A 23,317-nucleotide genomic window follows, 5' to 3' on the forward strand; every position below is an offset into this window, starting at 1 on the left:
GGATCGTCCGCAACTCGCAGATTGTGATCGCCGACACGACCGGCACCGGCAAGGGGATGTGCCTGGACGCCGGCAACACCCGCAACAACGGTGATCGTGCCCGCATCTGGCAGTGCGTCAACCACACAAACCAGAAGTGGGTCATCCAGCGGGGTTACATCAAGGTCGCGGACACGATTTGATCGGCTCCTCAGCCGCCTCGGCCCTGGGAGACCAGGGCCGAGGCGCGGTGGGTGGTTCGATGCTCCTTGGCCCCGGGAGCGGAAGGTGACCCGGCGTCGTGAAGCAGGCGGACCACGAACCCGAGCCGGTTGTGCGCCCGTCACTCGGTCTGCGCCGCCTCCCGGTCCGCGTTGTCCAAGAAGTCGACGTTGGTTCGCAGGCGTACGGTCCTGCACGACGCTCATGGCAGTCCGGAGGAGATCTACTTCTGGAGCTTCTCCGGCGCCGCGCAGTGGCGAGCATGGCCTCGCACCGAGCCGGAGCCTGCGGCAGATCCAGTGTGATTCGCTCATGGGAAGGGCGAGTTCACTTCTGTCGAGGAAATGGGTCATTCGCAAGGCTTCTGGCGAACCGGCGGCGGGCCTGCTGCTGGTGGCGCACGTCGACGCCGCACCGGTGCGGCGGTGATGGATCTCCGATCCGGCGCATCCAGAGCGCGATCAGCGGTGGCGTATCCGGCTGGCGTCCGCCAACCAAGGACATCACCCTGACCGGCGCACGAGGGCCCCCGGGGCCCGGACGGGCCGTCAGTTCGACGCCTCAGGAGGCTTATCGCCAGCTCCGCAGCATCGCGGGTGCCATGACCAGGGGCTGGCGCCTGTACGATACGCACTACGTCCAGCGGTATCACGGCAACCCGAATTTCCGGGCCGACCACTTCATCGCGGACAGGCCTACAGCTCACGCGGCTTCCGCAACTACCTACGATGACGCGGGAGCCGGCGGCGCCAGGCCGCTCGTTCATCGAGTAAATCGTGCACGTGGATACCTACATCGAGGTGATGTCCGCGTGGATGGGCGGCTGTCACACCAGACCGAGACTTTGCGCTACACCAGCGCCGCCCGCGTCCTGCCGAGCTCGGGGCGCCTCAGTCCTGGGTGTCTGATCGGCCCGGGCCCGCCCGTATCTTCTGGGCTGACGGGGCTTGCCGGTCAGGGTGACTGGACCAGGGCGGCGAGCGGTGTTTGTGCCACGTGTGCCGGGGGGCGTGACAGGTACAGCGTGGTGTGGAAGTAACCGTCTGTCTCCTTGCCGCGTGGGTCTTCGCCGGCTGCGGTCACTGCGTCGATGGCGTACTTCTGTTCCTGGTCGCTGGTGAAGCGGCGTTGTGGGAAGGTGCGGTCGGCGGTCTTCTCGGTGATGAGCCCGTACGTTTTCAGGAAGTCGGCGATGTGCTGGTAGGAGCCGGTGCGCAGCACGAACGCGGCGACCCAGACCGGGCCGGGGATGCTGTCCAGAAGTGGCTTGAAGGTGCGCGGTGACAGAAAGCTGGCTCCGCCGGTGATGGTGATCAGACGGGTGTGGCGCACGGCGTGGCACAGGGCGGGGCTGGCCGGTGCGGTTTCCAGGTTTTCGGCGAACCCCTGGTCCAGCAGGCCGACGGCGTGCGCGTAGGACACGGCGCGGGGGGCGGCGTCGAGTCCGATGACACGGACCGGGTCCGGGCGGCGGTGCGCCGCGTAGAACTCCCGGTCCCACTTGATCAGCTCGGCGGTGGACAGGGCGGTGGCCTGAGCGGATGCGTAGTGGGCGTAGAGGTCGTCGAAGGTGAGGTGGTGGTTGAGCAGGGTGGCGTTGATGCCGTACGAGCAGCAGATGTCCAGCACCGTCGCCGTACCCGCGGTGCCTTCTGGGAACGTGCAGGCGGTGAGCATGCGGCGGAAGACGCCCTGCGCGTGATGCGGGCTCCGGTATTCCCAGGGACCCAGCGCTCGGAAGTAGGCGCGCGGGTCCGGCTGGTTGTAGGTGTCGTCGAACGGGGTCATGCCCCCGCCGGCGGGGACGGTCTGCTGCGGGGAGTGGTGAACCGCAGGTGTTTCAGAGTCTTTCGACTCGCCAGGGGGCATCGCTATGTCCTTTCCCGCGATCCGGCACCACCTTGCGAACAGAGTCAACGCGCAACGCTGACGGTGGGGTAGAGGGCGGGGTCTAAACCGGCCAGGGTCCTGGGCGCAAGGATCCATGCGTGTTCGGGGGCGCTGTGGGGCGTTGATACTGCCTGGAGATCAAGAAGGGTTGACCTGGTGTCACTAACGGCCTGAGGGCCCTCATATGTCATCTCATTCGGGCTGTCCGACAGTCTGGTGTCGTGGGGATCACTGAAGGGCCGGTGCCATACGAGTTGTGGGACCTGTTCGAGCGGGTGGTGCCGCCGCTTCCTTCTCGGCCGCAGGGCGGTGGCAGACGACAGTACGGAGACCGTGAGGTCCTGGTGGCTTTTCGGTGGGGGCGGCGCGGGAGGGTTCGTTTGACGGACTCCTGTCCGGGAACCTCGTGGCCCCTCACTCCCGACCTCAGCCGGTGGAAGGGCCTGGACGAGTACGCGCACGTCCGGCGGCTCGGTATCGTCACCGACACCGAGCACCATGCGCTGGACGTCGCCCGAGCCCAGGTCTCGCGACGCTTGAAGAACGCTCCGGACCGTTCGCCGACGCCGCCTCCTGGATGACTTGGCGCCAGGACCCGGCCGGCCATTGCCGTGTCTGCCTCAACAGCCGATCCCCTGAGCCGAACTCGTACGGCGGGACTTGGATGACGCGTTTCCGGGCCGATGCTGAGGCGCCGGGCGCCATCTGTTGTTGGTTGGGTGGCGGAGCCCTGGTCGGTGAGGCCGGGGGCAGCATTCGATAATGCTGTCATGTACGTGGCTCACCGACCCGACCCCGGCCTTTCCCATGTGGCGTACCAGCACCTGGCGTTGGAGGACTGTCCCCGTGATCTGAAGCTGGGGCTGAACCTGGGCTTCTACCGGGTCTTCGGAATCCCCGCCATTGCCCGCGTTCTGGCGGGGACGGGGGAGCTGATGGACCGTCCGCTGGTGCGTGCCAAAGCGACCGGTGCGCTCATGTACACGCTGGTGGAGCACGGTCTGGACAGTTCCGCCGGCCGCGAGGGGGTGTCGGTGCTGAATCGTGTCCATTCCCGGCTGCCGGTGGGGAATGACGAGTTCGTGTACGTCCTGGGTGCTTTCTGTGTCACTCCGATGCGCTGGACCGACCGCTACGGTGCTCGCCGTACCACCGCGCGGGAGAAGCTCTCGGCCCATGCCTTCTACGCCAGTCTGGCGGACCGTATGGGTATCGGGTCCGTTCCGGGCTCGTATGTCCGTCTGGCCCGCTGGATGGACGACTACGAGCACCGGCACATGGCCCCGAGCGCTGAGGGCAGAGCCCTTCTGGAGGCCACCCGCACGGTTCTGACGGCCCGCTTCCCGCCCTGGACCGCTCCCGCCGTCCGGGCCGCCTCCGCCGCCCTTTTCGACGCCCCGCTCCGCAAGGCCCTGGGCATCCCTACCCCGCCCGCTCCTGTCCGCTGGACGACGGGTGCGGCCTTGCGTCTCGTGGCGAGGCGGGGTCGTGGGGCGGCGAGTGGCTGAACGGGCTGATCTGTGCCGGCCGGCCTGCGCCGAGTACGGCCGGCGATCGGCCGGGCGACGGGACTGGCCCTGCGCCTCGCAGATGTCGCCGGTCACGGTACGGTCGGCGGCTTCCTTGTGCGCCCGTCTTCCTGCGCGACCGTGCCGGTCACCGTCGCGTGCCGGCGCATCGACGGCACCTGGCAGGGAAGGTCTCCCGCTCTGCCTGCCACGGATGTGCCGGGTCGGCCGGGGCAAGTCGTTCTGGAGGCCCCGCGGCATAACACACCTCAACCGGCCTGTACATCCCGGCAGTTGTTCGCCCACCGGCCGGGCGATCCTGATCGGTTTCTATTCGTCCCATTGGCCGAGGAGGACGTCGGTAAGGTCGGCGCCGGGTTCTGCGGCTCCGTCATGCAAGACCTGCTCGGCCCAGATGATCTTGCCGCGGGCGGTGTACCGGGTGCCCCAGCGCTGAGCGAACTGGGCGATCAGAAACAGCCCCCGGCCGCCCTCGTCGGTGGACGCTGCTCGGCGCAGATGCGGCGAGGTACTGGAGCCGTCGGCGACCTCGCAGATCAGACTGCTGCCGTCGTGCAGCAGGCGCAGCCGGATGGGCTGGGAGCCATAACGGATGGCGTTGGTGGCCAGCTCGCTGACGATCAGCTCGGCGGTGAAGACCAGCTGTTCCAGACCCCAGGTCTCCAGCCGACGGGTGACGTCAGCGCGGACGCGGGAGACGGCTGCCGGATCGGAGGGTACGTCCCAGTCGGTGACCCGGCCGGGGTCCAGCAGCCGGGTGCGGGCGATGAGCAGAGTGACGTCGTCGCGGATGTGCTCGGGCAGCAGGGCATCGAACACTGCCTGGCAGGTCTGTTCCGGGGGGCGCCCGGGTCGGCCCGTCAGGGCGCCTCGCAGGAGGTCCAGGCCGGAGTCGAGATCGCGGTGACGGTCCTCGATCAGCCCGTCGGTGAACAGGGCCAGCTGGCTGCCCTCGGGCAGCTGCAGTGCGGCGGTTTCGAACGGAAGGCCACCGCCCAGGCCGAGAGGCGGTGAGAGGGGGATGTCGGGGAAGGTGACAGCGCCGTCGGGGTGGACCAGGGCGGGGCCAAGGTGACCGGCGCGGGCGATGGTGCACACCCCGGAGACCGGGTCGTAGATCGCGTACAGGCAGGTGGCGCCTGTGATCTCCTGCCCGTTTCCTTCGGCGGAGGCATCGTCGGCGTCGATCCGGGCGACCAGCTCATCCAGGTGGGCCAGCAGCTCATCAGGGGCCATGTCCAGGGCGGAGAAATTGTGCACGGCGGTGCGCAGTCGGCCCATGGTGGCTGCCGCGTGCACCCCGTGACCGACGACGTCACCCACGACCAGGGCCACTCGGGCGCAGGGCAACGGGATGGCGTCGAACCAGTCTCCGCCGACCCCGGCCTGCGCGGGCAGATAGCGGTGGGAGATCTCCAGGGCGCTCTGTTCCGGCAGCTCCCGCGGCAGCAGGCTGCGCTGCAGGGTGACGGCCATGGTGCGCTCGCGGGTGTAGCGACGGGCGTTGTCGATGGCCACTGCCGCCCGGGCGGCCAGCTCCTCGGCAAAGGACAGATCGTCCTCCCCGAAGGCATCAAAGGCATGGGCGCGCCAGAAGTCCACCAGTCCCAGCACTACGCCGCGGGCCCGCAGGGGCACGCTGATGAGCGAGTGGATGCCGTAGTCCAGGATCTGCCGGGCCCGCTCGGGATCCCGGGCCTGCCAGCTGTCCGCCGTGTGCAGATCGGCCTCGAGGACCGACCGGCAGCTTGCCGCGCCCAACGCTGTCGGCGTGCTGGGCGCGAATGGGATCGGCTTCCCCACCGGGTAGAGCGGCGAGTCCTGCCGGATGCCGCTGGCGGCCGCGCGACGCATTTCGGTGTTCCCCTCGACAGGCTCGTCGCCCCGCAGGACCGGCTCCAGCAGCTCGACGGTGACGATGTCGGCGAAGCGTGGGACCGCCACCTCGGCGAGCTCCTGGGCGGTGCGTTTCACCTCCAGCGTGGTGCCGATCCGCACCCCCGCGTCGTAGAGCAGCTTCAAACGCTCCTGGACCACCTCCGCCCTGCCCGCCAGCGCCCGTAGCTCGGTGGTGTCCCGCAGCGTCACCGCGCTCCCGGCAGGCCCCCCGTGGAGGGAGGTCGGCCGCACGTTCACCGCCAGCAGACGGTCACCCGCCAGATACACCTCATCGGTCGCCCCCCGTGCGGAGATCAACAATTCGGCCATGCGTGGCTCCAAGCCCAGGTCGGCGACATGGCGCCGCTCCACGTCCGCGGGCAGGTCCAGCAGCCGCCGTGCCTCGTCGTTGGCCAATAGCAACCGTCCGTCACCCCCGACGATCAGCACCCCCTCCCGCACCGAGTGCAGCACGGCGTCGTGATGCTCGTACAACCGGGTGATCTCAGCCGGGCCGAGGCCGCGGGTCTGGCGCAGCAGCCGCCGGCTCAGCGTCGCCGCTCCGCCCGTGGTGATCAGCACCGCGCCGGCGGCAGCGCCCAGCACGGCCGACAGCTGCCCTGCGACCCTTTCGCCGACATGCTCGAGCGTGATCCCGGCGCCGACCGCGCCGTCCACCACGCCATCCGGCCCCTTGACGGGGATGAAGACCCGAACCTGAGGGCCGAGAGAACCTACGGCCTCCTCCTTCACGGTTCGCCCGGCCAACAGGGGAACCATGTCCGTAGTGGTGTGGAGTCCGGGGTGGCCCGTATAGGAGGAGAGGGCGTAATAGTTGCCATCCCGGTTCAGAACACCCAGAAAGTCCACACCGGAGCCCATCCTGGCCTCCGTGACCCGCGGCTGCAGCACCGCAGTGGGATCGGGTGACTTCAGGGCTCCCAGGATTCCCGGAGAGCTGGCAAAGCCCTGCGCGACAGCTAGTGATCGATTGTCGGCCTCGCGGGTACTCTCGCGCTGGGCTGCGAGCGCGAGCATGACGACGGCGCCGATGGCAAGTAGTACCACCACCGCCACCTGCAGCACGAACATCTGGCCGACTACGCTATGGACACTCACCACAGAGGACGGAACTTTTCGCCGACTGCGAGCGGAACTGTCCGAGAACCGAGCATCCGGGGAAGACCTGGACCGGATTCGAGATCTGCGCATAACTCAATCTTGCGCTTCTCCATCAAATCGTGGAGCGATGGCACGGGCACGGTTACAGGCCGATGCCCGGAAGTGAGACTCGGCGACGAGGCAGGGCACATGTTGTCGCACCACCAGCATTCTTTCGATTGTTCTGACCGGCTGACGTTCATGGCCCTGGACCGTGAGTCCATTTTCAACCTCGGGCTGACGTCGATCAATGCCCTGTCAGAAGCCATCCGCTGATCGGTCATGGGGCAATGTGATCGATGGGTTCCGGAACCGTGTGATCGTACTAACTTGATCTTTAAGTAAGCCGCGAGTACAGAAAGTGAAGGTGATGTAGGTGGCATTACTTGATGTGGTGCCGTGTAGATGATGAAGGTTTTGTGGACTTCGGTGTCGCCCTGCGGGAAAGGCTTCCAGCCGCCCCAGGCTGCGTTGGCTGAAGACCGTCGTGATGAGCGTGGAGGAGATGGCATTCAAGGGGTATCAGGTGGGAACCGGAAAGGTGTGTGAAAGCGAACCGCTGACGAAGTGTCGCAACAATTAGCTGAAATCGAAACCGGGCGGACAGTTCGGTGTCAGCCGCACCACCCTGCGGCAGGCGCTCCAAGTCCTCGGCGAAGAGGGGCTGATTTCCACCCACGCGGGAATCGGCTCCTTCGTCACCTTCGACGGGACACCGCTGGACAACCGCCTCGGCTGGACCCGGGCGCTGGCTGAGCAGGGCACCGAGCTGACGACCGAGACTCTCCGCTTCGAGGAGGTGACCGACCGGGAGCTGGCCGCCGAGCTGGGGCTCGCGTCGAGTACGTTCATCGCCCTGGACCGGGTCAGACGGCTTGGCGATGGGCAGGGCGTATCGCTGGAACACAGCAGGATCCCCGCCACCGGAGACGGACTACCGGAGCGCGGACTTGACGACGGCTCGCTCAGCCGGGCTCTGATCGCCGCGGGCCGTATCACCGACTCCGGAGAGGGCCTGGTGTCGGTCCGCGGGCTCGACGCGGCGGAAGCCGCAGTACTGCACCGCTCCCCGGGCGATTCCTTCCTGCGACTCGCCCAGGTCTACCGGGCCGCCGACGGCTCGGTCACCGAGCAGGTCACCAGCCTGCTCGACCCCGCCAGATTCGAACTGCACGTGCGCTCGGGCCGAGGAGGCCGACTGTGACCGACCGACTCGACCGCGCCCTCGGCGCGTACTACGGACTCGCCCTCGGCGACGCTCTCGGCATGCCCACGCAGGTGATGTCCCGGCAGGACGTCGTACGGGTCTACGGCACCCTCACCGGCTTCGAGCCCGCCCGTCCCGACAATCCAGTCAGCGCGGGCATGCCGGCCGGCTCCGTCACCGACGACACCGATCAGGCCGTGATCGTCGGCCGGCTGATCGACGAGGGCCGAGGCCGGATCGACCCACTGCGCCTCGCACACGAACTGCTCGACTGGGAGAAGAAGATGAGGGCCAAGGGTTCCTTCGATCTCCTCGGCCCGTCCACCAAGGCCGCTCTGGACGCAGTGGCCCGTGGCGTACCGACGGAGGAGGCGGGGAGGCACGGTACGACCAACGGCGCCGCGATGCGCGTCACCCCGGTCGGGATCGCCTTTGCCGTCGAGCCGCTGGAGTCCTTCCTCGACCATGTCGTGGAGTCCTGCCAGGTCACCCATGACACAACCATTGGGATCGCGGGCGCTGCGGCCTCGCCGCCGCCGTGAGTACGGGCGTCGGTGGAGGCACGCTGAGGGAGGCCGTCGCCGCCGCGGTGGTCGCCGCCCGGGCGGGCGCGCGGCGCGGGCACTGGATCGCCGGGGCCGACATCGCGTCCCGGATCGAGTGGGCGTGGGAGCTGGTACAGGGTCTCCCGGAGGCCGAGGCCCTGGACCGGATCTGTGCGCTCATCGGCACCAGCGTGGCCTGCCAGGAGTCGGTGCCCGCCGCCTTCGCGGTACTCGCCGTGGCCGACGGCGATCCTTGGCGGGCCGCACTGCTCGCCGCCAATCTCGGTGGCGACAGCGACACCATCGGCGCCATCGCGGGCGCGATCGCCGGTTCGGTCGCCGGGCTCTCCGCGCTGCCGACCGAGGCTGTCCGGACGCTCCGTACCGTCAACTCGCTTGCCCTGGAACCCCTCACCGCCCGGCTGCTCGCACTCCGCTGAGCTGCCCCGAGGCCCCTGCGTGCCGCAGAGCCCCACGGGCCCCCGGCGCCCCACGGCTCCCGCTTTTCCGCTTTCGCCACCCGCCCCTTCGCACCTTGCTAGGAGGTTCCGTCATGGCCGCTTCGAAGACGAACGATCGCGGCGGTGCCATTGAGACCCGAGGGATCGAGCCGGTCCCCGACAACGAGCGGCACGGCCACGCCGGCCAGATGTTCTGGACCTGGTTCGCCGCAAATATCAGCATCCTCGGGCTCCCGCTCGGCGCGACCCTCGTCGCCTTCCGCGGCCTGAACATCTGGCAGGCGATTCTCGTCGCCGTCGTCGGCGCTTTCGGCTCCTTCGCGCTGGTGGGGGCCCTGAGCCTGGCGGGCAAGAAGGGCGGTGCCCCGGCGCTCACCCTCTCCCGCGCGGTCTTCGGTCAGCGGGGCAACGCGGGCCCGACCTTGATCACCTGGCTGAGCCGGGTCGGCTGGGAGACGATCACCTCCACCACGGCGGCGTACGCGCTGCTCGCGCTGCTCGGCACCGCGTTCGGTGTCGAGCAGAACACCGTGCTCACGCTCGTCTGTCTGTTGGTCTTCATCGTCTGCACGCTGCTGATCAGCGGTCTCGGCCACGCCACCATCATGTGGATCAACAAGTGGGCCACGGTCGTCTTCGGCGTTCTCAATCTGATCGTGATGGGCTTCCTGGCAGCGACCGTCGACTGGGCCAAGGTGCTCGATGCCCCGACGGGTCCGACCAGCGGCGTGGTCACGGGCATAGGATTCATCGCCGCCGGTACCGGTATCGGCTGGGCCAACGCGGGCGCGGACTACGCCCGTTATCTGCCCCGAGAGATTCCGGGCAGGCGGCTGATTGTGGCCTCGGCGTTCGGCGCGGGCATCCCTCTCGTGCTGCTGATCTCGCTCGGCTCGCTGCTCTCCGCGGGCGATCCGACGCTCGCCACCTCCGCCGTCCCGGTCGCCGCCATCAATGCGATGCTGCCCTCCTGGATGGCGATCCCCTATCTGATCGCGGCCTTCGGCGGGCTGCTGATGTCGAACCATCTCTCCACCTACTCCGCCGGGCTGACGATGATCACGCTGGGGCTGCGGGTGCCGCGCCCCATGGCCGTCGCCCTCGATGTGGTGCTGATGTTCGCCGGCGGTATTTACTTCATGCTGATCGCCGACGACTTCTACGGTCCCTTCTCCACCTTTCTGACCCTGCTGGCCGTACCCATCTCGGCCTGGATCGGCGTGATCGCGAAGGACTCGCTGCGCGGGCGTACGTACGACTCTGATGCGCTGATGGACACCACCCGCAGCAGCCGGTACTGGTACGCGGGCGGCTGCCATCTTCCGGCCGTCCTCGGCTGGGCCGCCGCCATCGTGGCCGGTCTGCTCTTCACCAAGGCGTCGACGAGCGACACCGACGTCTGGTTCGCGGGCCCGCTCTCCGACACCTGGTTCGGCGTGAACGGGCTGGGCTGGGCGATCTCGATGGCCGTCGGCGCGGTGGTGTACGCGCTGTTCGGCCGAGGTACCAGCACCGCGGCCGGAAACGAACCCGCCTTCCCCGCTCTTCAGGAGGCCGGACGATGAGCGGCCGTCTCGTCCTCGCAGGGAATGTCATCGCCGATCTGGTGATCGAGGTTCCCGCACTGCCCGAACGCGGCGGCGACGTCATCGGCACGCGTACGGAACTGACTGCGGGCGGCGGTTTCAACACCCTGGTCGCGGCCCGCCGCCTCGGTGCGGAAGCGGTCTTCGCCGGACTGCACGGCACGGGGCCGTACGGCGACCTCGTGCGCGAGGCACTCGCCGCTGAACAGATCGGAACACTGCTGCCCGCCCGTACGGACGGCGACACCGGCTTCACCGTGGCCCTGATCGACAGCGGCGGCGAGCGTACCTTCGTCACCAGCTTCGGGGTCGAAGCGGAGCTGACGCGGTCGGATGTCGACGTGGTCGCCGCGCGGCTGCGGCCGGGCGATCTGGTGCAGCTCTCGGGCTATGGGATGGTGATGCCGGTCAACGGCCCACTGCTGTCGAGCTTCACGGCGGGGCTGCCGGCCGACATCACGGTCTGTTTCGACCCGGCGCCGTTGGTGGCAGACATCCCCGAGGCGGTGCTCGCCCCGGTCCTGGCCCGTACGGACTGGCTGAGCGCCAATGCCCGTGAGGCCCGCCTGCTGTCCGGCCACGAGAATCCGCGCGCGGCGGCAGCGGCACTGCGGGAGCGGCTGGCTCCGGGCGCGGGTGTGCTGGTACGGGCGGACAAGGACGGGTGCTGGCTGGCGGCGCCCGGCGAGGCCCCGCGGCATGTGCCGGGTTACCCGGTCGACGCGGTCGACAGCAACGGGGCGGGGGACGCGCATGTCGGCTCGTTCCTGGCCCTGCTCAGCCAGGGCCACGACCCGCTGACTGCCGCGCGCGGAGCCAACGTGGCGGCAGCGTACGCGGTGGGGCTCCGCGGCCCCGCCACCGCGCCGGACCGCACGGAGCCGGCGGCGTTCCCGAACGGGGATCCCCTGGCGGAGCGGCTGTTCGGTGCGGCGGGCCGCTGACGGGCTGTTGGCTTCCCGGACAGGCCGACGAAGCGGATACCGATGGAGGACAGCTGAGGGCTGCTGTTCACATATGCACCGCTCGCCCCAGAGATGGGGGAGGGCGGCGTGCGCCTGTGCGGTCGGCTCCGGGCGCGGTGACGAGGTTGGCGTCGTTCCTTGGACCAGATCTCCCGCCAGCAGTGGAAACGTCGCATTTGCGTCCCGCTCCCGGACACCCCCGTGGTCGATGCCTGCCTCGCGATCCCCGGCTACGAGCGGTCGCAGCCGGGCCTTTGAATTCGACCATCCCCTGCCCCGACGGCCGGGCGCGGGGGCAGGGCCTTCTCGGCGGATTGCCGTGTGAGTGGATGGGGTGGTGTCAGCAGGTCGGGCGCCATCATCCACGCCGCCGCGAAGTCATGGCCGCTGCTGAAGACCGGATCCCGGGGAACGGACGTCCGCACCGCCCAGCACCTGCTTGCCGCCGCCGGGTACACCGTCACCGCGGACAGGGCGTTCGGGCCGCGTACGACGGTGCGATGAAGGCGGTCCAGAAACGCGACGGCCTGAATGCCGACGGGTCGTCGGCCGCCGGGCAGCGGTGGCGGTCCGGCCGACGAACACCAACGGGGCAGCGACGCCCGGGCGCGCGCCTCAGCCCGGCGGACAAAATCGTCCTGGAGGGCAGGGACGCCGGGGTACCAGCCGGCCAGCCAGCTCGCCGCGACGATCGCTCGTTCGGCCAGCGCCGCTGCCCCGCTCGGCTCGTCGAAGGCGGCATCGCTGCCCACAAGGATTCTCAAGTGCCGTGACGGAGCGTCATGGCAAGGTCATGCCGGAAGCAGCATCGATGCGCCGGCGTGCGCCACCACACACCAGTCTCTCCCCGGTCTGCCGCTAATGGGGTGTGGTGGCATTGAGCCAGTCGTCGACGGTGACGACGTCTGCCCAGTTCGGGAACAGCCTCTCGGTGAGGAACCGGTGAACCTCGGCGTCGGTGTCCAGACAGGCGTCGGAGAGGACGGTGAGGTCGAAGTCCAGGTCGTTGGCCTGGCACAGGGTGTGCAGCACCACGGCGCTGGTGGCGATGCCGGTGAGGACGAGGCTGTCGATGCCGTGCGCCCTGAGCACCACGTCGAGGTCGCTGCCCGAGAACGCGCTCGCCCGTCTCTTGGTGACTACCACCTCGCCCGGCCGGGGCGCGACATCGGGGTGGATTTCGGTGCCGGGGTCGCCCTCGACATGGAGCCCGGCCCGCGCTACGGCGGTGAGTGCCCTGTTGTGCGGGCCGACCTCCGGAAAGCCCGGGCGTAACGCGATGACCACGTAGATGACAGGAATGTCCGCCGCTCGGGCGCCATCGATCGCCTTGCGCAGGCGCGGCAGGTATCCGGATCCGTCGTCGACAATGTCCACGACGGCTCGCTGTACGTCCATCACGAGAAGGGCGCTGTTCATACGGTCTCCAGGAACGACGTCAGTTCGGCGCTGAAGCGGACCGGGTTCTCCATGTTCGGGTACTGCGCGGCCGCCGGCACCGTGGCAGTGTGCCCGCCGGGGACGAGTTTCGCCAGGCGGCCTGCCATGGCGTCCTCGCAGAAATAGGCGAGGTTGGACTGCACCTGGGGGCCGGGGGCGTGCGAGAGGCGGTCCAGGACGTCGGGGGGCCTGCTTGGCGGGCTGGTCCAGCTGCTGCTGGCGGCACTGCTGTTCGTTGCGGTGCTGATCGTCGAAAGGAGTGGTCGTGCTGTCGAGCAGCAGACCAGGGCGATGCGCGCGGCTACGCGCGGCAAGCGCGTCTTTGTGGTGCCGGCCGCCGCGATGATCCGGGCCGAACTGCCGTTACGCCTCCACGTCGCCGATGGCGACACGCAGCGCATGCATGCCGGCAAGCACGTCGGCGACCGACCCTTCGGCCCGGTCCAGAGCCCGCCGGGCGCCTTCCTCGTCGCCCTGTGCGGCTTGGAGGTGCGCGCTGAGCAGGTCCGCCGATGCCACCACGGCGGCCATGGACGCTGCCTGGCCGACGGGAGGCGGCTCTTCTTCGTCGGTGCCCATCAGCTGCACGGCGGTTCGCTGCATGCGGTTGGACAGCAGGAGGGATGCCAGAGGGGAATCGACCCCCACCTTCTCCATCCACCCCATCGCCGGTTCAGCGAACGCCTCGAACAGGCCCTCACCCGATCCGGTCGCAGCAGTGATCTCCAGTTCCACGGTGGCCAGCAGCGCACCCATCAGCCGCAACCGGTCCTCCGCCTGCGGCCCCGAGGGCCACAGATCAGGGTCCAGCACCGGTTCGGCGCCCAAGGCGACCAAGGCCGAGTAGATCTGTTCCGCACTCACCGGATGTTCGCTGCTGATGCCCACGACTTCAGCTTCACCGAAACCAGCGCCAGAGCGCGCGGCCACGCCGCCCTGCGGACGAAGGTTCGCCCAGGCTTCCGTTCTTTTCTTTGGCGAGGGACGCGTAGGAGTAGTGCGCGTCGAGGCCTGGGCGGGGGTGCGGATGGTTCCGGGACAGGTGGTGCTGTGCCCCAACACCCTCTGGGCCACGGAGGAGCACCGGCCGTCGGCGCCACCGGTGTCGCGGTCGCCGATGGGCCCGGCTTCGCCACCGCTGCCCTCCGCGGCACCTGTGCCTCCCCGCCCGCGCTCTGGGGGCGACGCACAGTGGCCACGATCAGGCTGCCGCCGTTGTGACCGGGCAATTCCGAGCGGCCCGCGAGGTGGCCCTTGAGCGCACTCCAGCCGAGCGGAAGATCGAGCACACCAACGAGTACGTCGACCTGGTCGGTTTTTGCCACAGCTACGTCGCCACCCTGGGACGTCTGGGTCCCCGGCCGCGGGACCAGGGGTTCACCGGCGACGAACGCGTGACCGTCCGCCGAGGCATCGCGCGGGTGCGGGCGGCGGTCGACTGGCTCGAAGAGGGACTGCGAACGCCTTCCGCAACACAGCGAACCGCACCTGAACTGGTCACTCATCACGCTGATGACCCGGCGCCCGACCCGCAAAGGCCGCCGTCAGCGATGGCTGGAGTCGCAGGAGGAGACCGGACTGACGAACGCCTCGCCGGGCAACTTCGGCGGCGTCTCGGTGCTCCGGATCCTCGAGCGCATCCACGCAGCGCCCCGCCCGTCGGGGCCACCGGTGTCGCCGTCGCGTACGGCCCGTCCGCACCGCGGGACGCGTCATGGAGCGGGTGAGGGTCCGGGAGCCGCGTCGGACACCACACGCATGCCCAGCCCGCGCACCCGGTAGATGCACGTGTCGTCGCCCCACAGCGACGCGTCAGCCGTCGCGTAGGGCCCCCGCGCGTCCGTGCCGCTCTCCACGATGTCCATGTCCACCCGGATCAGCCGGTTGGCCGGCGTGATCTGGCCGCGGTACGTCCAGGCCGTCTCGCGGCCGGGCAACACCGGCTCGAACCGGGGGCGTGGAATGCCGTCCGCCGCGCCGCGCTCAAGCAGGTGGTACTGGAGCAGCTGGCACATGGCCTCGACACCCAACGACCCCGGCTGCACCGGGTCCTGGAAGAAATGGGCCCGGAAGAACCACTCGTCCGGGATCACGTCCTTCTCCGACCGCAGCCGCCCGAGCCCCTTGCGGCCCCCGTCCGGCCAGGAACCGGTGATCCGGTCGAGCATCAGCAGCATGGGGCCAGGCAGCCGCGGTTCCCCGGCGCAGTAACGAGCGGGCCGGGCGGTCAGATCGACCACCCGGTCGCAGGGCTCGTCCAGCCGGGCCCGGTCCTGGGCCGACGCCGTGATGCCCGGCTGGTGGCCGAAGGCCGACGGCGGGAAGTAGCCGAAGACCGTGGAGAGTTCGAACAGCGGCACGCCGTCGGCCGTGCACCTCACCCGGAACGACTCGATGATCGTGTCGCCGCTTCGGGAGACGCGCGTCAGTTCAGCATGGGTGCGGACCGTCCCCGTCGCCGGAGTGACCTCACCGGTGACCGTTCCCGCCCCGTCGAGGTTGCGGAACAGCAGATCCGTGTCGGTGGTCAACGCACTGCCCACGTACGAGGCCAGCCACCCACAGGGTTGCAGCGCGATCTCCATCAGGACCGCGAACGGCATCGTACGGCCGCCGCTCTGCTCGAAGTACCAGGCCCGCGCGGGCACGTCGTACTCCGCGACGACACTGCTGCCCTCCTGCATACCGCCCTGCGGACCGTCCACGGCGACGATCCGGCTCATGAAGTGGTAGGGGGGACCGGGCAGCCGCGCGACCTTACGGGTGCTGTCGAAGGGCTTGTACGCGGTACCGAACGCCTCACTCGGTCTGCCCCAGGCACACGCCAGCAACGAGGTGTAGTCGAAGGGGAATCCATCGGCCGCCGTCGCCACCGGCTTCTTCTCCCGGTGCCCGGCCAGCCCGCCGAGCAGGGGGAGCGGCATCGGTGTCCCGCTGCCCTGCACGACGGGCGGGCCCGAGCGCCGCCAGTGCGACAGCGGCCAGTCGGGTACGAGCCGCAGCGCCACGTCCCGGCCCAGAAATGCTCTCGCCCCGTCCACCGAGCCCAGCACATCGGCGTACAGCGTCGGCACCGGCCCGGCCGAGACACCGCGCACGAACACCTCGTAGACGACCCGCCGGCCGGCGGGAGTCGCCTGGCCGCGGCACATCGCCTTGCAGGGGTGACCGCCGACGGGCTCGAAACGCCAGCCGTCCCGGTTCACGGTGAAGCCCATGGCCGCCAGGTAGAACGCCATCGCCTGGAGACCGCCCTGGAGCATCAGGGTGCCCGGCATACAGGGGTCGTTCTTGAAGTGCCCCGCGAAGAACCAGTCGTCCGGCGACAGCGGGGTCTCGGCCCGCAGATAGCCGCGGCCCCACGGCCCTCCGGCCGGGTCGAACGCGGTCACCTCGTGGAGCAGCCGCAGTTTGCCGTCGTCGAGCCGAGGTGAGCGGACGTGGGCCGCCGTCGCCTCCCAGCCGGGGCCGAAGCAGTCCGCCGGCCGCCCCTGGGCCAGGGCCCGCACCCGGTCCGCGTCGAAGCGGGTCCGTACGCAGCGCACTGCGGGCGGGTCGAGCGGCAGGTCGTCGCCGGGCGGCCGTTCGACGGGATCCCACCGCACACCTCCGCCGCCCGCCAGTTCCTCGGGGGTGAAGAACCCGGCCTGGCCCTCGCGGACGCTGAGGCGGAGTTCGCCGTCCACGTAGCAGTCGTAGTGGAAGAAGGCCAGGCGGATGCCGTCGTGCTCCGCGTGGCCGTCGATGTGGATCTCGTAGCGCAGGGTCTCGCCCGGCTGCGGCGGGCTGCCGTGGTACGTCACCTCGCAGCCCAGCAGCCGGTAGGCGCGCTCCCCCCGGTTGAGGAGGTCCACGCCCAGCCAGCTGAGCAGGAGCAGATCGGCCTGGCCCGCCTCGATCAGCAGCCCGGCCGGCATACGTCCGGTGGAGTCCAGGTACCAGCTGTCGGGCCGGACATCGGTCTCCGTCCAGATCGTCCCGTCGGTGCGCACCGGGCCGGACGCGGCGAGCGCCGCCGGCACGGCGTCGATACCGGTGACCCGGTCCGTGAACAGCATCGGTGGCTCGGGCATCCGCGTCTGCACCGCGTACGCGTCCTGCTCGGCGAACCGCGGGCCGAACAGCGTGGAGATCTCCCGGGAGGCGAGGTGCTCCAACTGGGCGCGGTCGAACTTCGGCCCCGGCCTCAGGAGTGGTGCGGGTGCCGCTTCCGGCGGGGGAGCGGGCAGCAATGCCGAGCGGGGCGTGGGCCGTACGGGGACCGGCGGCGGCCCGGCGGTCGGACGCGGGGCAGGGGGGCCCGGTGGCCGTACGGGAACGGGCACGGTGCTTTGCAGCGCGGTGACGGCGAGAGCGGACATCCGCAGGAACCGCTGATGGGCCTCGGTGTGCCCGGCGGTGATCTCTTGGTGCAGTGCGGCGACCCGCAGGCTCTGCCGGAGGACTGCGGCGCGGGCGCCCGCCGCCCGCGGATCGCGCCCGTTCGAGCCTGTCGGCCGAACGTCCGGCAGGGGGTGCGGACCTGCGGTATCGGGGCAGGGCACGGCAGCGCCGCCCGGTGCGTCGGACCGGGCGGCCTCCCGGTCCGGTACCGGCGCCAGCTCGGGGGCTCGGGGCAGGGTTACCAGGGCCGGCTCCAGTGGCGGCAGACACGGAGGCGCGGGTACGGGCACGGTGACGGTGGGCCCGGGACGCGGGACCCCCGTGGCGGCTTCCGCGAGCCGGGCGAACAACTCGTCGGCGTGTACCGGCACGCCCGCGACGACGAGTTCGGCCACCGCCAGGCAGGTCTGCCGCAGCCGGGTGTCGCCCGGGGCATCGAGTGCGATGGCCACATGGTCCCGGTCGCCGAGTACCCGCTTGATCCAGCCGGTGCACAGCTTGCGCGGCCCGTGCTCCACGAAGACCCGGACACCGTCGGCCCACGCCTGCTCGACCGTGGCCGCGAAGTCGATCGTGTTCAGTCCCTGCGCGGTGAGCGCCTCGGCGGCCCGCTCGGCCGTCGGCCGGTACGACTGCCCGGTGGCCCCGCTGTAGAATCGCACACCGGGCACGTCGACGGTCGGACGATGGTGGACCGCACGCCATACCTCTCGGATCTCCGTCAACTCCGGCGCGTGGGCGGCCATGTCGTAGTCGAGCTCGATCGCACGGTCGGCGCCGATCCTGTCCATGACGGCCGCGCACGCGCGGGACTCGCCGCCGATGACGCAGACTCCGGGGGCGTTCAACGCCATCAGATGGACTGCGACCTCGGCGGCGAGCTCGGCACGGACCACTTCCAGAGGCGCACTGACCAGATAGCTCGACCAGCGGCAGCCCTCGACGCCCAGACGCTCCCAGTGGCGCCGCACCGCCCGGAGTTCACCGGTGAGTTCGGTCGTGAACAGACCGCTGTCCCGGGTGGCGTCGTACAGTCCTGAGGCGTCCGGCCAGGCACCCAGCGCCACCAGGGCGGCCGACTCGCCCGAGGAGTACCCGAGAGCGGCCTGTGGCCGGAGCCCGAGCACCTCCCGGGTGAACACGGTGTGGTGGACTGCGAGTTCGGCGGCACCCCAGATCCGGTCGAGCACTCCGCGCTCCACCCGGGACCGCAGTCGTGCACCGATCGTCCCGTGCCCGGCACGGACGGCCTCGCCGAGCGACGGCAGCGCGAGCATCAGCTCGTGGCCCATACCCGGATACGCTGCCGAGCCGTTGGTGTACACGAACGCGGTCTGCCCCGTGACCGGCCTGTCCCGGTACAGCACATCGGCCGGACGGGCTCCGCCCTCGGCCAGCCAGCGGCGGGCGGCCTCCTTGCGGCCCGGCAACGCGTCGTCGTCGGCCACGAGCGCCAGCCGGGCCGGTCCGGCGTCGGACTCCGCACCGGACTCCAGCGCGGCCAGCACCTCCCGGCGGTCGGCCCCGGAAAAGACGTGCAGGCGCAGGGCCGGGCCCCGCAGCCACGGCCGGGCGTCCCCCGCGCGCAGCCGGACATTCGCGGTGGGCCCTTCCAACGGTGTCACCGAGGCCTTCGCGGTGTGCGCGACGGCCGCGGCATCCGCAGGACCGCCCGGACGCGGCACCGCGCGATGCTGGAGCGAGAGCGCCGCGACCGCGACGGATACCAGCCCGTACGCGGCGTGTGCGCGCCCGAAGGCCGACGCAGGGTCGAACACCGCGTCAGGGCCGTCCCCGATGACCACGTCGGGTGCGCCGGCGGTGTCCTCGTCGAGCAGGGCGACGACGGTGTCACCGTCCCTGCGCGCGGTGTCCAAGGACTTGAGAACCAGGACGACGGCGGCGTCCCCCGGTTCGTCCTCGCGACCGAGATCCCGCTGGGCGGTCTGATGCACCGCCTCCCAGGACAGGTCGGTGGCACCGACGAGTGCGGCGTCGACCTCCCCCGACCGGACGGCCCGGGCCGCGAGTTCCAGCGCCACCAGCCCGGACGCCTCCTCCGCCGAGACCGCGAAACCCGGTCCCGCCAGGTCGAGTTGGGTACTGATCCGGTTCGCCACCAGGTTCGGCATGGTGCCCACCACCCCCTCCGCGGTCACGGGCGGCAGGAACGCGTCCCGGGCGGAGTCCGTCGACTCGGGTGTGGCGGCAAGCCCGGCCTGCTCCAGCCAGTGGGGAACCCTCCAGCGGGCGCCCGCCCGGGCCACCTCGGGGTCCACCCCCATGCCGATGACCACCATGGTCCGCTCCCGGGGGCAGGGACACCGACCGGACGGCCTCCCGGGCGGCCTCCAGCACCAGGAGCTGATGGCGCACCGTCCGCTCCAGGGCCAGTGGCGGGAAGCACAGGTCGCTCAATTCCACGGCGATCCCGGGGGCGGGGCCACGCCGCTCACCGCCCAGCACCGCCCGCCGGAAGTCCTCCGTACAGGTCCCGTCGCCGACTCGGGCGCCGAGGGCGACGATCGCCACCGGCGTACGGCCGCCCGGCGATTCCCGCACCCGGGCCGGGGCGGGCACGGCGGCGGCCGGGCGGATCGGCCGCGGTACGGCGGACACCGGGTCGCCATCCGGCAGGTCCACCACCAGATGGGCGTTGGTCCCGCCGAACCCGAACGCGCTCACCGCCGCCCGGCGCGGCCCGGACCACGGTTCCGGCGCGGTCAGCACCCGCAACGGAGTGCCCGCCAGCGCCTCCAACGGCCGGTTTGCGCCGAGCGTCGCCGGACGGACCCCCGCACGCAGTGCGCCGAGCACCTTCAGCAGCCCGGCCACGCCCGCCGAGGCCAGCAGGTGCCCGACGTTCGACTTCACCGAACCGATGGGCACGTCGTCACCGGTCCCGAAGACCTGGGCCATGCCGCGCGCCTCCACCGCGTCCCCGACCGGCGTCCCCGTCGCATGGCACTCGACGAGTGACACGGTCTCGGGCGCGATGCCCGCCGAGTCGTACGCCAGGCGCATGGCACGGACCTGGCCCTCCTCCGACGGGCTGATCAGCCCGGCGCCGCGCCCGTCGTTGGACAACCCGACACCGCGGATCACGCCGAGCACGGGCAGACGGGCGGTGCGGGCCTCGGACAGCCGCATCAGGGCGACGAACCCGGCGCCCTCGCCGTGCACCAGCCCGTCCGCGTCCTGGTGGAAGGGCCGGCTGCGTCCCGTGCGGCTCGCCGCGGACAGCCCGCAGAAGCCGACGTGCAGGTAGAGGGGGTCCGCCCGGCTGACCGCACCGGCCACCATCAGGTCCGCCGTGCCGTCGTGCAGCCGGTCGCACGCCAGCTTGATGGCATACAGCGACGACGCGCAGGCGGCGTCGAGGGACCACGCGCCCGCGCCCAGCCCGAGGGCCCGGGCCGCGAGCCGGGCGGGCAGCCCGGACGAGAAGCGGTTCCGGGCGTCGGGCCGCTCCCGCCGCTCTCCCGTCAGCAGGGCGTCACGGAGCCGGGGCCGCTGGGCGGACAGCCAGACGTGCTCGGCGAAAGCCGCCCCCGAGGGCGTGGGATAGGAAAGGTTTCCCAGCACAAGACCCGCGCGCGGCAGCGGGCCCTCGCGGCCCGCCTCCGTGAGCGCCTGCCGGGCGCCGTACATGACCCAGTGGAAGAGCGGGTCCAGCGACAGGATCCGCTCCGGGGCGATCCGGAAGCCGCTCGGGTCGAAGACGGACTCGAACCCCCGCACGTACCCGCCGACATCGGTCCAGGTGCGGTCGAGGTGGTCGTCCACCGAGCCCATGGCCCAGTGGTGCGGCAGCCGCCACCGGCCCTCCGGGATGGCCGACAGGCTGGTGCGGCCCGCGGCGATGTTGTCCCAGAACGTGTCCGGATCGAGTGCGTCGGGCAGCACACAGCCCCGGCCGACGACGGCGATCGGTTCGAATTCCATGCAGGTCTCACTTCACGGCAGGGCGGGGCTGGTTCAAAGGGGCCGGGGCTCAGGAGGGGCGGCGGACTAGTTCCACGCCGAGCAGTTCCAGACGGACGGCTCCATCGGCGTCGATCAGCGCCGCATCGCAGCGCGCCCCCGTGCTGTGAACCTTCCGGCCTCGCAGAACACATCGCACCGTGCCGTCCACCGGGCCGCGCCGGTACACCCTGCACTCCGCGACGGCCATCGGCAGCGTCGCCGCATCGAGTGCCTCCTGCGCCCAGAGCAGGGCGAGTTGGAGCGCGCCGTCCATGGCGGCCGGGTCGAGAGGCCAGTGCTCACCGGACCATTTCAAGTCGCGCACGCCCGCGACGATCGCCTCGGCCCCGTGCTCCGAAACACCGTGCAGCGAGCGGACGGAGTGGAAGCGGGGGCCGTGGAAGAGGCTCTCCCCGTCGTACAACTCGGAGCGGTCCAGCGGCTTGAGGCCGTCCGGGCTGCCCCACGTGGCCGGGTCCGGCTCTTCAGCTCCGGTGTCCAGTACGGCCCGGAAGTGCGCCACCCCGTTCTCCCCGCGCAGCTCCGCCTCCAGCCCCGTCGACGAACCGGCCGCGCCCCGGCTGCCGTGCACGGTGAGCCGGTGGCCTGTGCCGGCCAGTTCGGGCAGGGTGCACTTCTGGTACACCCGCAGGTCGCGCAGGACGAGTGGGCCGGCACCCGGCAGCCAGGCGGTGGCCGCCCCCGCGAACCAGTTCAGGACCATGGCCACGGGCAGCACGGGAACCCCGGTGAGCGCGTGGTCGGCCAGCTGCGGCAGGTTGTCCGCCCGGACCAGCAGCTGCGCCGGACGCGGATCGCCGGCCGGGGACAGGGCCGCCGGATCGTCCCCGGCGACCAGGACGACGCGGGCCTCACCGGCTGGGCCGTCCAGCTCGGCCGTGAAGGCGGCCGCCCCCTGCTCCAGAGGGATCAGCGGAACCCCGGACCGGCCGAAATGCCCGGCCAGAGCGGGCGTGACCATGCCGCCGCGCCACGGCCCCCAGGCGACGCATCGCACCAGGCAGCCGGGGCGGCGGGCCTGCTCCGCCGACGCGACCTGACCCAGGATCTCGTTGGCCATGGCGTAGTCGCTCTGCCCCGCGTTGCCGAACACGGCGGCCACCGAGGAGAACAGGCAGATCACGTCCAGCGGATCGTCCGCCGTCGCGGCCAGCAGCGCGCGCAGACCGTCCACCTTGGTGGACATCACCTGCTCGACCTGCTCGTCGGTCTTGTCGGCGATCCTCTTGTCGGCCAGTACTCCCGCACCGTGCACGATGCCGGTGACCGGCCCCCACGCATCACGTACGTCGCGCAGTGCGGCGGCGACGGCGTCGCCGTCGCGGACGTCCACCTGGACGTACCGGACGGGGGACCCCGCCGCCTCCAGCCCCGCCAGCGTCGCCCGCACCTCGCGCGCGGCCAGGATCTCCCGGGCCCGCGCCGCGATCCGGGCGGGCGAGGAGTTGTCCGCGGCCTCGGTCGAACGCTCGGCGAGCAGACGGGTGAGCGCCGGTTCGTCAGCGGCCGACGCGAGCCCTGCGGGCTCAGGTGCGGGCGCCGTCCTGCCGAGCAGCACGATCCGTGGACGGTGGGTCCTGGCCAGGTCCAGCAGCGCGGCGGAGGTCACCCCGCGCGCCCCTCCGGTGGCCACGATCACCGACTCCGAGGTGATCCGCCGGGTGCTGCCGGGCCTCACCGGCGCGGGTACCGTCCGCAGGGTGGTGCGGGTGCCGTCCGCGCGGAGACCTGCCTCCGGGTCAGGGCCGCCTTCCAGCAGTTCCCGCACGATCGCCTCGGCGACCTCCTCGTCGCTCCGACCACCCCGCTCGCAGTCGACGGCCTTGACCGAGACACCCGGCCACTCCTTCGCCACGGTCCTGGTCAGACCGGCGACGCCGCCCAGCCACGCGCGGTCGGGTGCGTGACCGTCGAGCCCGAAGTCGCCCCCGGTGTCCTGCACGGTCACGAACAGTCCGCCCCGTTCGGCGGCTTGTCCCGCCACCGCGCGCGCCGCGCGGAACACCGACCTGTGGACCTCCCGCGCATGGTCCGGCGTGCCGCCCCCGGTCAGCCCGCCGAGGTGCACGACTCCGCGCGCGTCC

The 23,317-nt window shown here is 70.8% G+C and carries 15 protein-coding genes and 2 pseudogenes; 9 read left to right on the forward strand and 8 right to left on the reverse strand.

The window, feature by feature from the left end; all coding sequences use genetic code 11:
• On the forward strand, positions 1-182 hold a 182-nt coding region (locus GA0115254_RS44260; RefSeq protein ID WP_218105518.1), incomplete at its 5' end, for a hypothetical protein.
• 973 nt (positions 183-1,155) lie between these two features.
• Here GA0115254_RS44260 and GA0115254_RS08650 read toward each other — a convergent pair.
• Positions 1,156-1,989: a hypothetical protein gene (locus GA0115254_RS08650; RefSeq protein WP_093894696.1), complete on the reverse strand. Its 834-nt coding sequence runs from the start codon at positions 1,987-1,989 to the stop codon at positions 1,156-1,158.
• Between the two features lie 872 nt (positions 1,990-2,861).
• Here GA0115254_RS08650 and GA0115254_RS08660 point away from each other — a divergent pair.
• Positions 2,862-3,599 carry an oxygenase MpaB family protein gene (locus tag GA0115254_RS08660; RefSeq protein WP_256102449.1) on the forward strand — a complete coding sequence of 246 codons (738 nt, stop codon included), beginning with the start codon at positions 2,862-2,864 and terminating at the stop codon, positions 3,597-3,599.
• Between the two features lie 330 nt (positions 3,600-3,929).
• On the opposite strand, the gene GA0115254_RS08665 is transcribed toward GA0115254_RS08660, so the two are convergent.
• Positions 3,930-6,590: a SpoIIE family protein phosphatase gene (locus GA0115254_RS08665; RefSeq protein WP_093894697.1), complete on the reverse strand. Its 2,661-nt coding sequence runs from the start codon at positions 6,588-6,590 to the stop codon at positions 3,930-3,932.
• A gap of 129 nt (positions 6,591-6,719) precedes the next feature.
• Here GA0115254_RS08665 and GA0115254_RS43760 point away from each other — a divergent pair, with 129 nt between their 5' ends.
• The 5 genes and pseudogenes from GA0115254_RS43760 to GA0115254_RS08685 all read left to right on the forward strand — a co-directional run bounded on the left by GA0115254_RS43760 (position 6,720) and on the right by GA0115254_RS08685 (position 11,402).
• Entirely contained in the window at positions 6,720-6,935 is a 216-nt protein-coding gene (locus tag GA0115254_RS43760) for a hypothetical protein (RefSeq protein WP_141720782.1), read from the forward strand.
• 307 nt (positions 6,936-7,242) lie between these two features.
• Positions 7,243-7,863, forward strand: coding sequence for a GntR family transcriptional regulator (locus tag GA0115254_RS08670; RefSeq protein WP_093894698.1), 621 nt, complete (start codon positions 7,243-7,245; stop codon positions 7,861-7,863).
• Positions 7,864-7,925: 62 nt separating this feature from the next.
• Positions 7,926-8,851: pseudogene (locus tag GA0115254_RS08675) on the forward strand (ADP-ribosylglycohydrolase family protein).
• Between the two features lie 113 nt (positions 8,852-8,964).
• The gene (locus GA0115254_RS08680; RefSeq protein ID WP_093894699.1) at positions 8,965-10,437 is read left to right on the forward strand and encodes a purine-cytosine permease family protein; all 1,473 of its coding nucleotides are present in this window, start codon (positions 8,965-8,967) and stop codon (positions 10,435-10,437) included.
• Entirely contained in the window at positions 10,434-11,402 is a 969-nt protein-coding gene (locus GA0115254_RS08685) for a PfkB family carbohydrate kinase (protein ID WP_093894700.1), read from the forward strand. Before GA0115254_RS08680 ends, GA0115254_RS08685 begins: the two co-directional genes overlap by 4 nt.
• Positions 11,403-11,653: 251 nt before the next feature.
• On the opposite strand, the gene GA0115254_RS44265 is transcribed toward GA0115254_RS08685, so the two are convergent.
• The 4 genes from GA0115254_RS44265 to GA0115254_RS08700 all read right to left on the reverse strand — a co-directional run bounded on the left by GA0115254_RS44265 (position 11,654) and on the right by GA0115254_RS08700 (position 13,751).
• Positions 11,654-12,187: a hypothetical protein gene (locus tag GA0115254_RS44265; RefSeq protein ID WP_176740029.1), complete on the reverse strand. Its 534-nt coding sequence runs from the start codon at positions 12,185-12,187 to the stop codon at positions 11,654-11,656.
• Positions 12,188-12,281: 94 nt separating this feature from the next.
• A complete protein-coding gene (locus tag GA0115254_RS08695) occupies positions 12,282-12,842 on the reverse strand; it encodes a cysteine hydrolase family protein (protein WP_093894701.1) in 561 nt (186 codons plus the stop codon).
• On the reverse strand, positions 12,839-13,177 hold the full coding sequence (locus tag GA0115254_RS43765; protein WP_141720783.1) for a hypothetical protein: 339 nt from the start codon (positions 13,175-13,177) through the stop codon (positions 12,839-12,841). The genes GA0115254_RS08695 and GA0115254_RS43765 overlap by 4 nt, the downstream gene beginning before the upstream one ends.
• Before the next feature lie 49 nt (positions 13,178-13,226).
• A complete protein-coding gene (locus GA0115254_RS08700) occupies positions 13,227-13,751 on the reverse strand; it encodes a hypothetical protein (protein ID WP_093894702.1) in 525 nt (174 codons plus the stop codon).
• A gap of 162 nt (positions 13,752-13,913) precedes the next feature.
• Here GA0115254_RS08700 and GA0115254_RS44270 point away from each other — a divergent pair, with 162 nt between their 5' ends.
• Positions 13,914-14,084, forward strand: a complete 171-nt coding sequence (locus tag GA0115254_RS44270; protein WP_176740030.1) for a hypothetical protein — start codon at positions 13,914-13,916, stop codon at positions 14,082-14,084.
• Positions 14,081-14,590, forward strand: coding sequence for a DUF6192 family protein (locus GA0115254_RS45720; RefSeq protein WP_256102450.1), 510 nt, complete (start codon positions 14,081-14,083; stop codon positions 14,588-14,590). The genes GA0115254_RS44270 and GA0115254_RS45720 overlap by 4 nt, the downstream gene beginning before the upstream one ends.
• Here the strand turns inward: GA0115254_RS45720 and GA0115254_RS08710 are convergent.
• Positions 14,576-21,191 (reverse strand): annotated as a pseudogene (locus GA0115254_RS08710) (beta-ketoacyl synthase N-terminal-like domain-containing protein). The gene GA0115254_RS45720 and the pseudogene GA0115254_RS08710 overlap by 15 nt on opposite strands.
• Before the next feature lie 49 nt (positions 21,192-21,240).
• A partial coding sequence (locus GA0115254_RS08715) for an SDR family NAD(P)-dependent oxidoreductase (protein WP_141720784.1) occupies positions 21,241-23,317 on the reverse strand: 2,077 nt, incomplete at its 5' end.

The organism is Streptomyces sp. Ncost-T10-10d (genome assembly GCF_900091955.1).
Lineage (GTDB): Bacteria > Actinomycetota > Actinomycetes > Streptomycetales > Streptomycetaceae > Streptomyces.

Excerpts from the sequence above, each read along its gene's own strand:
- GA0115254_RS08650 (WP_093894696.1), bottom strand. The coding sequence starts at position 1,989 with ATGACCCCGTTCGACGACACCTACAACCAGCCGGACCCGCGCGCCTAC.
- GA0115254_RS08695 (WP_093894701.1), bottom strand. The coding sequence starts at position 12,842 with ATGAACAGCGCCCTTCTCGTGATGGACGTACAGCGAGCCGTCGTGGAC.
- GA0115254_RS08660 (WP_256102449.1), top strand. The coding sequence starts at position 2,862 with ATGTACGTGGCTCACCGACCCGACCCCGGCCTTTCCCATGTGGCGTAC.
- GA0115254_RS08665 (WP_093894697.1), bottom strand. The coding sequence starts at position 6,590 with ATGTTCGTGCTGCAGGTGGCGGTGGTGGTACTACTTGCCATCGGCGCC.
- GA0115254_RS08680 (WP_093894699.1), top strand. The coding sequence starts at position 8,965 with ATGGCCGCTTCGAAGACGAACGATCGCGGCGGTGCCATTGAGACCCGA.
- GA0115254_RS08685 (WP_093894700.1), top strand. The coding sequence starts at position 10,434 with ATGAGCGGCCGTCTCGTCCTCGCAGGGAATGTCATCGCCGATCTGGTG.